The sequence below is a fragment of the Acidaminobacter sp. QWL-03 genome (assembly GCF_058683855.1).
Genome location: NZ_CM178752.1, coordinates 1,246,930 through 1,260,429, shown reverse-complemented (window position 1 = coordinate 1,260,429; position 13,500 = coordinate 1,246,930). Strand labels below are relative to the sequence as shown.

The window sequence follows — 13,500 nt, the reverse complement described above, 5'->3', positions numbered from 1 at the left end:
AAAAGTATGTCGCTTCCATAATTTAACATTGGTGAAGTGAAGGTTATGATGACCATCGGCAGAAATATTTTATTTCTGAGGTCAGTCGCTTTCTAACACGACTGGCGGTGTCAATCTTTGGATTAAAAAATGAAGATATTATACAATACGTCCTCAGAAGTGCTGTAGTATAATGATGTTGCGAGGAGGTGGAAACAATGAAGAGGGAGATCTTCACATCATTTTATGACGAATATCTGCAGATAGAAGCCTATCAGCTGGAGGGGAGTGTTCTGTCTTTTCCCAATCATTTTCATGAGCATTATACCATTGGCTATATTGAGCAGGGGGAATGTTTAGTGTCTTGTAAGAATCAAGACCATACATTCTCGAGTGGAGATCTTATTTTGATGAATCCCAAGGATAATCATACCTTTATATCAAAAGGGGATGAAAAGGTTATTTACAGGGGATTCATCATTCGTCCGGAGGTGATGGAGGAACTGATGCTGAAGGTTTCGGGGCAGCGGTATCTTCCGGTCTTCACACAAACGATTGTTCGTGATGGGGCATTGAATTATGATCTCAACAATTTATTTATGATGGTTTCCAATGACTTTTGCGAGATTGAAAAAGAAGAAAGCTTGTTCTTTATGGTGACCACGTTGTTGTCACAATTCAGCCAGGCGGTTGAAGGCAGTGAATCAAAGTGTCAGCAAGAAGTTGAAAGAGCCAGCGAGTTTATAGATGTTCATTTTCGAGATCATATTTCTTTGGAGCAAATTTGCCAACATGTCACCTTGAGTAAGTCGACGCTCATGAGGGCATTTACAAAATATAAAGGGATTACCCCTTATCGATATCTGATTAACGTTAGAATCAATACTGCGAAGAAGTTGCTTGAAGAAGGCGTTATGCCGGTGGAGGCCGCATTTCAAACTGGATTCTCTGACCAGAGCCATTTCACCCGCTTTTTTACGACCTTTATTGGGATTTCACCCGGTGCCTATAGGGATCTTGTGATCTCAAGAAGTAAATTGTGAAGGAGATGGACTTTCCGTACCTGTCAGTGTGCGAAGATTTTAGGAACGCTGTCAGCAAAGCAAAGTTGAAAAGTCTGCAGTCGCTGTGTTTAGCAAAGACAACTTCCTCATCTACTTTTGTTTAGGCAGAATTATGGAAGTAGTGGGAATTGATCGACAAACCTATCTATAGGAAATATGAGTTCAGTTTATTATGACGAGATAAATTTACTTTTGCAGGAAAATTGACGAGGAGTGACCCTATGAAAAAACTTGATTTAGACAAGCGATATGATAGAAGGGGGACAGATAGTGTAAAATGGGATCATATGGACTTTGTGGATTCCAGGGTATCTGAGAATGCCCTACCGCTTTGGCTTTCAGATATGGAATTCAAAGTTGCGGATGAGATTATTGAAGCCTTGACGAACAGAGTTAATCATGGTTTTTTTGGACATTCTATGCCAAGTGATCATTATTTTGAAGCAGTTCAAGGTTGGTATAAAAGGCGTTTTAATTGGGACATTGCTAAAGATTCAATATTTTATTCTCCAGGAGTATTGCCTGCTTTGGGCTTCATAATAAGAGCTTTCACCCAAATGGGTGAAGGCGTTATTATTCAGCCACCTGTTTTCTATCCTTTTGCAGAACTGATAGAAGGTACAGATAGAATGGTGGTGAATAATACATTAATAAATAATGATGGCGATTATAGTATTGATTTCGAGGATTTGGAGAAAAAATTAAAAGATCCCAACAATACTATGCTCATCCTGTGTTCGCCACATAATCCTGTAGGACGGGTATGGACTAAAGAAGAAATAACTAAGATGGTTGATCTATGTCAGGAAAATGATGTGCTGATCTTTTCTGACGAGATCCATTGTGACTTAACAAGGAAAAACATAACCCACTATCCAACGAAAACATTAACTGATTACAATAAAATTATCACTGCTTTAGCACTGGGAAAAACTTTCAATGTCGGTGGAATACCTATTTCGCAAATCATTATTGATGATGGCCAACTCAAAGAGACTTGGCATAAGGAAACAAGGCAGAAACATTATATTAGCTTTGCGCCACCTTTAGATATGATTTTGACACAAACTGCCTATAATAAGTGTGATTATTGGGTCGATGAGGTAATGGAATACATTGAGGATAATTTTAACTTTTTAGTGGATTATCTTAATGAACACTTGCCAAAAGTAAAGTATAAAAAACCTGAGGGCACTTTCTTAGCTTGGGTAAATTTTGGAGCATATGCAGATTATGAAGATTTATTTGAGTTGTTAATTACAAAATATGATGTGCTTATTGAGAATGGCCGTACATTTGGTGAGTCAGGTGCTGGTTATTTTAGAATGACTGTAGCATGTCCGAGATCTTTACTTCAAGAAGGATTAGATAGAATTGTTGAAGCGATTAGGGAGCTGGCGGGAGAATGACAACCCATACCTGACTGACGTCTCTGACGTGCCCGTACCTGGACCCTCGGTGCCAGGCACAAATTTCGGAACGCTAACGTTAAACTAATTTGAGAAGTTTGAAATTGTTTGCTTTCAGAAAGAACTATTTCCCTTATTTCCTCTCGCGTGCCAGGTTCAGCAGGGGAAGAAGGGGAAAATGTTTTATAATTCAAACATAATCCATTGTCCACGATAATGAGTTTTTATGAGATGACACTTCCGTAATTTTGATATACTGGTGGAGAGTGAGGAATGGGAACCATCGGCGGAGTCTTGAGATGTCAGCAACCATAGCAATTCATGGACAAACTATGAGAGCAAATTGAGTTGCTCTTGGACACTGTCAGCGAGCAGTTGCTGAATAGGAATGTAGGTGTTATGCTATTCAGAGCAATTTTAGATAAATAAATTACTCTGCTATTTGTCCAGCGCTTGACCTCTAACTTTGACCTTGAGTTGCTCTAATGGTTGTCATCAGTTCTATATGAAATCTTAAATTTGAAATATTGGAGAATGAGATGAAAAGTAAAGTAGTTTCGTGGATCGCAGTTATACTTTGGATGGCAGTCGTATTTTCGCTATCAGCTCAGCCTGCAGCATCGTCAAATCAGTTGAGTAAAGGTGTAACTGAAATCATAGTCGAAATGATAGAGAAGGTTACATCAATCAATCTGGAAGTTAATGATATCAACCATTTCGTCAGAAAGAATGCCCATTTTATCGCATATTTGATATTGGGTGGATTTGTGTCTAATGCACTAAAATATAGCGGTAGTGGTCTTAATGAGATTTTTCTTGCAGGTTTGATCTGTGTCGGTTATGCGATAAGTGATGAGATTCATCAAATGTTTGTTCCAGGAAGAGGTCCTCAGATAAAAGATGTGTTCATTGATAGCTGTGGGGCTGCGGTTGGAATAATATCATATCAATTGATGGTTATTAGAAGATTCCCATTGAGATCAAGAAAACGTAACATGGAAATTTGTTTTACGGATGTTGTTGGTGCGAAGAAATAGAATTGTCAACTTCTATAAAAAAATGTGACTAAATAGAAAATAATCAGCTGAAGCCCGTATTTCTGCGGATTTGCTTGCAAAGATACGGGCTTAGTGTTATACTGTATTTAGTCACATATGTTACTAAAAAGGAGGACGAAAATGTACCTCGATTTTCTAGTCAAAATACCAGAAGTAACAGGTAAAATAACCTACAGAAAACGAGACGACTCCTGTTATGTTTACTATGAGTACGATAGGATCTATGATCCTACGCGAAAATTTACGAACGTAAAAAGAGCGATGATTGGGAAGCAGTCCAAAGCTGATCATCTTATGATGCAGCCAAACCAGAACTACCTGAAGTTCTTCCCGGAAGTAGAGCTTCCCGAAGAAAAGGATCGTTCATTAAGAAGCAGTTGTTTGCGAGTCGGGACTTATATAATTCTCCAAAAACTCATCAGAGAAAGCGGAATCCCGGACATGCTCAGCCGAGATTTTAGTAAAAAAGATGTAGGGTTGTTCTTGGACATGGCAGCCTATTCGATTATTACTGAAAGTAACGCTGCCCAGTACTATCCAGATTATGCTTATAATCATGCACTATTTACCACAGATATGAGGATTTTCAGTGATTCCAAGGTTTCGGATTTTTTAAAAAATATAACAGATGATCAAAGTGTGGGATTTTTGAATTCATGGAACGAATCAAAAGATCACAGAGAAAAGATCTATATCTCCTATGATTCAACAAATAAGAATTGTCAGGCTGGAGATATTGAAATGCTTGAATATGGCAATGCCAAAGTAGATCAAGGATCTCCAATTTTCAATTATTCAATAGCTTATGACACGAGAAACAAAGAACCACTTTTTTATGAAGCTTACCCAGGAAGTATAAATGACGTGTCACAGCTTCAGTTTATGCTGGATAAAGCAAAAGGATACGGCTATAGGAAGATAGGTTTTATACTGGATCGTGGTTACTTCGGCAAGAGAAATATTGAGTACATGGATCAGTGTGGTTATAGCTTTGTGATCATGGTCAAGGGAATGGCATCCCTCGTAAATCAGCTCATTCTGAAACATAAAGGATCATTTGAGAAGAAGAGACTCCATCATATCAGTGAATACAGAGTTTATGGCATGACAGTAAAGAAAAAGCTGTATGCTACGGATGAAAAAGATCGCTATTTTCATATCTATCATAGTATTGATAAGGAAAGTGCTGAGCGCAATATACTGGAAAATCGGATTGATGAGATGACAAAATTCATGAAACGTCATGCCAATGAAATGCGTGAATTTGGTGCGGGATTTGAGAGGTATTTTGAACTCTACTATGATGAACAAAAGAAGACGTTTCTATTTCCTGTTGAGAAGGCTGGTGTAATAGAAAGCGAGATTGATTTATGCGGATATTTCTGCATCATCACCTCGGAAAAGATGACTGCAAAAGAAGCTATTGATCTTTACAAAAGTCGTGATGTCTCAGAAAAGCTATTCCGGGGTGATAAGTCGTATCTTGGTAATAAGAGTCTTCGTGTGCACTCAGATGAATCGGCATCGGCGAAGATATTTATAGAATTTATTGCGCTGATCATCAGAAGCAAGATCTATACAAGTCTCAAAGAAGAAATGAACAAAATAGATAAAAGGCCGAACTTTATGACGGTCCCTGCGGCAATAAAAGAACTTGAAAAAATTGAGATGGTTAGACAGCTGGACAATGTTTATAGACTGGACCATGCCGTTACAGCAACTCAGAAGACGATACTTAAAGCCTTCGGAATTGACGTTTCATATGTAAAGTACAAAGCTGCTGAAATAAGTGAAGCGCTTATGAATGCAGAAAAAAATTACAAATAAGAGAGGATGCGAAACATGGCGAGAACGGTTGGAATGGATGCGTTGGAACAAAAGATTGAAAAGGCGCAATCGGATGTGGTGAAGGCAAAGGCGAAGTACGATGCGGCGCTTGCAACATTAAAAGATTTGATGGACAAACGCGATGCGATAAAACGTGATGAACTTATCAATGCCATAATGAAAAGTGATAAATCCTATGACCAAATCCTTCAATTTATACAACCAATTGATCAAGAAAAAGAATAGGCTGAAAACAACAAAAAACTCCTACAGCGATCACTGTGCAGGAGTTTTAGTCACATTTTTTCTGGAAGTTGACGATTCGTGCTTTTGTTGATTTATCTTCGTGATGTCGAATTAACGCCCGTTGAGAGGGTGTCATTAAAAGACATCACCAGGAGCAGAATAGAATCATTCCTTAATTGGATTGAAACCGAGAGAAAATGTTCAGCTCAAACAAGAAATGTTAGACTTGCTGCCATCCATTCGTTTTTTAGGTATCTGCAATATGAAGACATTGACCATCTGATCGAATGGCAACGGATCCTCTCTATCCCTGTAAAGAAAAACCAAAAGGGTCACATTAACTACATGAGTATCGAGGGAATTAAACTTTTGCTCGAAATGCCTGACAGAAATTCAAAATTTGGCCGTCGAGATCTCGCACTACTGTCTTTGATGTATGATACAGCTGCAAGAGTTCAGGAAATTGCAGATCTGACCCCACGGATGATTTGTTTGGAATCACCAGCGACAATCAAACTAATTGGAAAGGGACAGAAAGCACGTATTGTTCCTCTGATGAATCCGCAAGTTAAGATTTTAAAAGCATATATGGATGAATGGAATCTGATAGAACCTTTTGCTGATAAATATCCGTTGTTTTTTAACAAGAAACGCGAAAAACTTACACGTGCAGGCATTGGATATATTCTCGATAAATATATCCAAATGGCGCGAAAGATCGATCCACTAATTGTTCCAGACAAATTCACTTGTCATTGTCTTCGTCATAGTAAAAGCATGCATCTTCTACAAGCTGGAGTTAATTTGGTATACATTCGTGATATTTTAGGACATAAATCAATTCAAACAACAGAAGTATATGCAAGGGCTGATTCAAAACAAAAACGAAAGGCGATAGAAGATGCCTATTCTGACGTTGTACCAAAAGAAGAAGGCAAATGGCATAACAGTGAAGATCTCTTGGATTGGTTGAAGAACTTTCAGAAGATATGAGATACCGATAATGTAAAGTAAACACACCTTATTTGATAAGTGGGAACAGTTTGATGCACTTACTTTACATTATCATTTACTCTGCATAACCTTTTTTATGCGAAGCTTCACATAAAAAAGGAAAGGTAGAGCGGTTCAATCGAACGGTGGACAGCTTTCTTGCAGAAGCGAAGCTTGAAAAGCCACAAACGCTTAGCTCGCTCAATCGGCTCTTTGAAGTCTGGCTGGAAGGCTGTTATCAGCATAAGCCACACAGCGCTCTTGGCGAAAATACCAGCCCTTACATGGCCTATCAAAAGGATCACACCCCACTTCGGTTTGCAAGTGCAGATCAGATCAGGGATGCATTCCTGCATGTTGAGGAGCGAAAGGTCGACAAGACCGGCTGTATCAGCTTCAAAGGCAAGAAGTATGAAGCGGGCCTTGAGTATATTGGTTGTAAAGTCGAGGTCATCTATGATCCATCAAACATTGAGACTCTGACGGTGGAGTATAAGAACCGACCGCCTAAGTCCATCAAGGAGTTAGTCATTACTTCAAAAACAGGACCTCGACCTATGATGCCAGAGCACCAGCAACTCATTCCTGCCGAAAACTCCCGTTATCTCAGAAGTGCTGAGAAGGCTGCGAAAAAGCGGATTGAAGCTTCAATCCCAGCAGTCTCCTACGGAAGAAAGCGTGGGGGTGCTTAATCATGTATGAGACCTTTTATCAGATGAAGCGGTCCCCTTTTGGCCGCGATATTCCAACGGATCAGCTTTATCTCACGAGACGACTTGACGAAGCCCTTGGCAGGCTTGAACACGCTGCAGAGCGACAGCTCTTTGCCGTCGTAACGGGTCATTGCGGTACGGGTAAAACTACCGTTATCAGAAAGCTGCTCGATGAGCTCAAAGGCTCTAAATACAAGGTTTTGTATTTATCCGACTCAAAGCTGACACCCAGACATTTCTACAAAGGACTCCTGGAGCAGCTGGGTGTTGAATCACGCTTTTACCGAGGAGATTCGAAGCGGCAGCTTCATAAAGAGATTGAGATCCTCAAAGGGGTGCACGGCCTTCAGCCATTAGTCGTTGTGGACGAAGCCCATCTGCTGGACCGGGAGATGCTTGAGGAGGTTAGATTCCTTCTCAATTTCAAGATGGATTCTCAAAGTCCCATGGCGTTGATCCTGGTGGGTCAGACGGAGTTGTGGGATAAGCTGAAGCTCCAGTCCTACTCCGCGATTCGCCAGCGCATTGACATCAAGTGCGAACTGATTCATTTTGATCGAAGTGAAACGGGGGCTTACATCGATGTCCAATTAAAATATGCTGAAGGGGATTCCAGGATCTTCTCAGATGCAGCTATCGATGAGATCCACGAAACATCTGATGGGTCTGCCAGAGTGATCAATAAGATCTGTACGCATTGCCTTATCTATGGTTCAAGCAACGGACACAGGATTATCGATGATCATATGGTCCGAAGAGTTGTTCAGGGAGAGTTGCCTTAATTCTCCCTTTCTCAATACTTTATTCTGGACAGTCTCGTCAGCAGTATCCGGACAATTAACACCGTCTATTGCTGGACAGACAAGCCCGTCATTAACACTCAGCAACTATTAGAAACTGTAAAGAAACTAAGTGAAATCAACGTTTCCATCTACTTCGAGCTTGAGAATATTGATAGTTCCAGGGCTGACTACAACTTCATTTTGTCGACCTATTCCGGGCTCGGTCAAGCAGAGGTTGAGGCGCTTTCGAATGCAGTGGAGTGGGGATATGAGAAGAAATTTCTTCAGGGTCGGCCTCATATCACGAACCCTATGTGTCACAATAGTTGTCGTAGACCATTAAAAAAAGTATCCTATAATAGAATCGATTGGGGGATTACTAATGGCCTACACAAGAAGAGTAAAGGAAACAGCAATTCGTATGATGTTGCCGCCTGAGAACGTAACACTGAGCAAGATTAGTGAAACACTTGGCGTCGCACCTGCTACACTCAAGAAATGGAGAAATGAACTAAGAGCAAACGGATATGCTGCTCCTGCCAACGAAGAACCGGCTGATCAGTGGAGCAGCCAGGACAAGTTTCTAATCGTAGTGGAAACGATGAACCTTAATGAGGTTGAGTTATCGGAGTACTGTCGGAAAAAGGGACTTTATCCTGAACAGGTGAAGCAATGGCAGGAAAACTGTATGAGCGCCAATGGCAACATACCAAGCCAAGTCGCTGAGTTGGTTCAACAAGACAAGGCACTCCAGAAGGAGTTGCGCCAAGTACGTAAGGAACTGCAGCGTAAGGAATCCGCATTAGCGGAAGCCGCCGCGCTGCTGATCTTAAGAAAAAAAGCCGAAGCGATTTGGGGAACATCAGACGAGGACGAATGACCAGCCCCTCAGATCGCGCTATGATAATCCAGCTGGTAGACGAAGCAGTACAATCCGGAGCAAGCCAGTTCAAAGCCTGCGAGTGTTTAGGCATAACAACAAGAACGCTTCAAAGATGGAAAAATCCACATGCACATCAAGAAGATCAACGCCCTTTGAGAACCAAATATGAATCTGATCGTAAACTGAAGGCGGACGAGGTTGCCCTTATCCTCAAAACGATCAACAAGCCTGAGTTCGCCAGCAAGCCACCCAGTCAAATTGTGCCGGCTTTAGCTGACCGCGGAGAGTATATTGCTTCGGAATCAAGTTTCTACCGGGTAATGCGCCGTGCGGGTGAGCAACACTATCGAGGACGTGCAGAGCGCCCTTCTGGCAAGCCTAAGGCAAGCCACTGCGCTACAAAGCCCAATCAGGTTTGGTCTTGGGATATCACATACCTGCCCGGACCAATCAAAGGACTGTATTACTTTCTTTATCTCATCATCGACATTTTTAGCAGGGATATTGTAGGCTGGGAGGTATGGGAAGACGAGTCAGCAGAACACGCAAGCCACCTGATTCGTAAAGCGGTAATGTCTCAAGGCATACGAGCCCACCAAACGCCCCTCATACTACATTCTGATAATGGCAGTCCTATGAAAGGTTCCACGATGCTGGCAACACTATATGAATTGGGTGTCACGCCCTCCAGGAGCAGACCTCGCGTAAGCAATGATAATCCTTATTCAGAATCAATTTTTAAAACATGCAAATATTGTCCCAAATATCCAACAAAGGGATTCGTGTCACTTGAAGCTTCCAGAAAATGGTGTCTCCAGTTCGTACACTGGTATCGACACGAACATCACCATAGTGGCATCAAATTTCTAACACCCAATCAAGTGCACTCCGGCAAAGCAGATAGCGTTCTTGAAGCACGCCGCAAGGTTTATGAGCTAGCAAAAGCAAAGGCACCACAGAGATGGTCAGGTAAGACCCGAGATTGGACATTGCCCGGTGAGGTATGGCTTAATCCGGTCAATATTTCTAAAGATGATTTGCGACAACTACCTTGACAAACTCCGCTACTTGAAACAGGTAAATTAAAGAGGACAATTCCAGATAAGATTTCAAGTAACAATCAGAAGTACTATTCAGGCAGAAATATGCGAACTGAGTAACGAGAAGACCCACTGAGCTATTTGCTGATTTTGTTCAGCATCTGGCTTGGTGGGTCTATTTTTTGTTTTTCAATGTATATCAACGCATAGTCCGCTGAATTAATAACGATAAATAAAAAGTCACTAGCGTTGCATTAAGTTAATAGAATTGATGTCAAAATGACGAATCGCCCATTAAATACCATATTGCCTGTATACAGGAAATTAATTTCAGTCTCCTGTTGAAATGACGAACACCTTAACAAGGTGACCCCATTGTACAGTGATTTTTTTCCATATTATAACAATCGTTTTACAACTTTAGTGAGGGCTTATTCGCATCATTTGCTCAACAACGTCTCGGAATGGATCAAATAGCGCTGACATTGCCGCGCTTTTAATCTTTCTTAATGAGACTCTAGGGTCAACTTTGGCCGAGATTAAACGAAACAGGCAGTAAGCGATCAAAGCTATGAAAATTTGTACAGTGACAGCCTGCTCTGAAGTCGCATAAAAGTGTTTTATCTTCAGATTTTGCTTGATCCATTTGAAAAATAGCTCTATTTGCCATCGTAATTTGTAGATGTCCCCGATCTCCTCCGGTGTCTTGTCCATCACGTTTGTGATGAAGTGAACTTGGTTTCCGTCATCATCACGAAGTTGGATGTAACGAAAAGCATTCTTGGTTTTTTTTGCTCCACACCCTACGGTCACAAGATCGTGATAAACAACCTTTGACTTTTCATCCACCTCATAACGTTTGATCACCCACGTGGCTGCGTTTTCCCTTAGGCGTGTTACAAATAAAACCCCCACATCAGAAAATTGATCAAAGGCTTGATAATCCACGTATCCGCGGTCAAAAACATTGATGGTGTCTTTACTGACGACGACTAGATCTTTCAGATAGGCAACATCGTGTTCTTTAGCCTTGGAGACAAAGACATTGTTGGGATAGGCTATTTCATCATGGTACATCAAAGACAAATGAAGTTTGATCCCTGCTTTACTTTTCCTGAACTTGGCCCATTCCATGCCTTTTAATGACTTGGTGATTGTACTTGCATCAATGAGATTCAATCCGTGAAGTGACTTTGAAATTTTCTGACGATACTTGCTGCCAAGTCGCTTCACCACTACATTGAAAACTTCTTCAATAGCAGCGATTGGAAAGCTCTGAAGCCTTCTGAAGACTTGAGTATGGCTTATCGAATCAAGTTTCAGATATCGTCTGAGTTTGCGATTGAACTCAAAGCTGGTTTGAACGGTTCGGGTTCCGGTACATTGATTTTGCTGAGCGAGAATAAGCAAAACGATGAGTTGATGCGCTTTAAGCTTCTTTGCATAACGATTGCACTTGTGCTTCTTAAAAATCTTTCGCACTTCACTAGAATTTATCACTTCAAACAATTCAAAAATGGTGGTTTTCGTAGTATAATCTATGATAAGTTCATTCCTTATATTAGATTTGTACGAGGTCACAGACAAGGCGGTGCAACGCCTGTACATTTCTATTATAAGGTTTTTTTACATTCACATAAAGTTATTTATCCCATATTTGGAATTAAATGTTCAAGATTTTAATGCAACGCTAGTGATAAAAAGTTTAAAATTACCATATATTTCAAAAAGGAATTTTGAAACTAACGTCGAATCCATTCTATAGTTGATTGTTTAGAAGGGATTTGATGTTGATGGACAATTCAAATCGAAAAATAATACCTTATCGTAATGGAAAAGCAGGTCTCATAGCAGGATTATGCCAAGCGGTTGGCGTAGATCGGATCTTTAATGAACTCTTGACACCGGAGGTTGGTAGACCACCTGAAATCGCCTATGGTGATTTAGCGCAGATGTTTTTAATGTCAATGGCGGATGATCACCATCCACTAAGCCGCTTGTTGGAATACTTAGAAACCCTTGATTTAGAAGCATTGATCAAGTGTAAAGTAAATGTCGACCAACTTAACGATGATCGATTCGGTGGCTTTCTAGATCTGATGCATCAAGTGGGTGGTTCTGAAATTCTCTCAAGAATTGCAGTAAGTGCGTTCAATCACTATGGCATTCTGTTGAAGAGTGTAAACTATGATACGACTTCAAAAATTATGTGGGGAGAGTATCAGACACAGGATGGTGTCGTTGGTACGATAGATATAACATTTGGCCACTCTAAACAACACCGACCAGACAAAAAGCAAATGATACTGTCCATGGGCACAACTCAAGGAATCTGCATGGATGGTGGCATTCACTCCGGGAATCAAAGTGACAAAACCTATAATATTGAAAATCTTGATCGTGCAGTTGAAGTAAAAGCGCGCTTTAAAACAGATGATGAAAGTCCATTTTTCTATATTGCTGACAGTGCTTCATTTACCGTGGCTTTTTTAGAAAAAGCCAAACTGGCTAAAATGGATGTTATCACGCGTATGCCAGATAATATTAACGAATGCAAACGTGTCATTGAAAAAGCCCTTGATGTGTTAGAAACACTTCCGACCTACGTTTTCCCTTCGTCGACTTCCCCAACTGTATATCAGGTGATGTCAGACCAATGTACCTATGAAGGCATCCCGTTAAGTTTAGGTGTCTGTTACTCTCAAAAACTTGAGAGTACGAAGTTCAAACTGATACATAAGCAAGTTTTAAAGGAACGCGATATGATAGAAGCGCAGCTCAAACTGCTTAATAAGCGGCCGTTTGCTTGTATTGAAGATGCCAATCTTGAAATTGAAAAGCTCAATAAGACTGTTCTAAAAAAAGCAAAGTATCACTCAGTAGATTTTCAAATCTCCGAACAGAATATTAAGCGCCCAGGTCGGCCAAGTAAAGATCCTGCCTTGAATTGCACTCGCACGGAATATACCATTCATTCAGAAATTGAAGCCAATCAAGCTGCTATAGACAGAGCGATTCGACGAGAGTGTATTTTTGTCGTGGCTTCTACAGTAGTTACGATGAGTGGTATTGAGATTCTTCGAGAGTATAAAAGCCAGAGTGCAGTCGAAAGAAAATTTCAATTTTTGAAGTCCCCACAGTTTGTTAATGCCCTTTATGTGGATTCCCCAAGACGTGCTGAATCATTGGGGTATCTAATGTTGATTCTCATATTACTCTTAAGCGTTGGCGAACATGTCGTACGTAGAGAAATGGAAAAGGAATCAGCGAGCATTGTAGGCCCAGGTAAGAAAATCCTTACAAGGCCCTCTTTGATTGCAATTTTTCGGATCTTCTATTCGGTTCAAACGATAGCGACGTACGAAAAAGGGATGATTACGCGAGAATTTACTGAGGAACTTCGACCAAATGTGAAGGAAGTTATGCGTTATTTACGATTACCAGAGGAGATTTTTATACGTAGCAGTTGAAAACATTTCCACATATTTACTACTGGTGCAATGCAA

12 protein-coding genes are annotated in these 13,500 nt (G+C 40.7%); 11 read left to right on the top strand and 1 reads right to left on the bottom strand.

The window, feature by feature from the left end; all coding sequences use genetic code 11:
* Positions 1–197 precede the first annotated feature (197 nt).
* From AC4PHM_RS05700 to AC4PHM_RS05655, 10 genes are all read left to right on the top strand, one after another.
* Positions 198–1,022 (top strand): AraC family transcriptional regulator, encoded by an 825-nt coding sequence (locus AC4PHM_RS05700; protein WP_492019941.1) that lies wholly within the window; start codon positions 198–200, stop codon positions 1,020–1,022.
* Positions 1,023–1,264: 242 nt separating this feature from the next.
* Complete coding sequence (locus AC4PHM_RS05695) at positions 1,265–2,452, top strand: MalY/PatB family protein (RefSeq protein ID WP_492019940.1); 1,188 nt, start codon at positions 1,265–1,267, stop codon at positions 2,450–2,452.
* 539 nt (positions 2,453–2,991) lie between these two features.
* Positions 2,992–3,489 carry a VanZ family protein gene (locus AC4PHM_RS05690; protein WP_492019939.1) on the top strand — a complete coding sequence of 166 codons (498 nt, stop codon included), beginning with the start codon at positions 2,992–2,994 and terminating at the stop codon, positions 3,487–3,489.
* Positions 3,490–3,630: 141 nt separating this feature from the next.
* Positions 3,631–5,337, top strand: coding sequence for an IS1634 family transposase (locus tag AC4PHM_RS05685; protein WP_492017490.1), 1,707 nt, complete (start codon positions 3,631–3,633; stop codon positions 5,335–5,337).
* 15 nt (positions 5,338–5,352) lie between these two features.
* A complete protein-coding gene (locus AC4PHM_RS05680) occupies positions 5,353–5,583 on the top strand; it encodes a hypothetical protein (protein ID WP_492017489.1) in 231 nt (76 codons plus the stop codon).
* A gap of 78 nt (positions 5,584–5,661) precedes the next feature.
* Positions 5,662–6,576 carry a site-specific integrase gene (locus tag AC4PHM_RS05675; RefSeq protein ID WP_492019938.1) on the top strand — a complete coding sequence of 305 codons (915 nt, stop codon included), beginning with the start codon at positions 5,662–5,664 and terminating at the stop codon, positions 6,574–6,576.
* 146 nt (positions 6,577–6,722) lie between these two features.
* Positions 6,723–7,268, top strand: coding sequence for a Mu transposase C-terminal domain-containing protein (locus AC4PHM_RS05670; RefSeq protein WP_492019937.1), 546 nt, complete (start codon positions 6,723–6,725; stop codon positions 7,266–7,268).
* 2 nt (positions 7,269–7,270) lie between these two features.
* Positions 7,271–8,071, top strand: coding sequence for an ExeA family protein (locus AC4PHM_RS05665; protein ID WP_492019936.1), 801 nt, complete (start codon positions 7,271–7,273; stop codon positions 8,069–8,071).
* Between the two features lie 382 nt (positions 8,072–8,453).
* Positions 8,454–8,951 carry a transposase gene (locus AC4PHM_RS05660; RefSeq protein WP_492019935.1) on the top strand — a complete coding sequence of 166 codons (498 nt, stop codon included), beginning with the start codon at positions 8,454–8,456 and terminating at the stop codon, positions 8,949–8,951.
* Complete coding sequence (locus AC4PHM_RS05655; protein ID WP_492017500.1) at positions 8,948–10,009, top strand: IS3 family transposase; 1,062 nt, start codon at positions 8,948–8,950, stop codon at positions 10,007–10,009. Before AC4PHM_RS05660 ends, AC4PHM_RS05655 begins: the two co-directional genes overlap by 4 nt.
* 405 nt (positions 10,010–10,414) lie before the next feature.
* On the opposite strand, the gene AC4PHM_RS05650 is transcribed toward AC4PHM_RS05655, so the two are convergent.
* Positions 10,415–11,494 (bottom strand): IS4 family transposase, encoded by a 1,080-nt coding sequence (locus tag AC4PHM_RS05650; RefSeq protein ID WP_492018482.1) that lies wholly within the window; start codon positions 11,492–11,494, stop codon positions 10,415–10,417.
* A 287-nt stretch (positions 11,495–11,781) separates the two neighbouring features.
* On the opposite strand from AC4PHM_RS05650, the gene AC4PHM_RS05645 reads away from it, so the two are divergent.
* Entirely contained in the window at positions 11,782–13,464 is a 1,683-nt protein-coding gene (locus AC4PHM_RS05645; RefSeq protein WP_492019934.1) for an IS1634 family transposase, read from the top strand.
* Positions 13,465–13,500 lie beyond the last annotated feature (36 nt).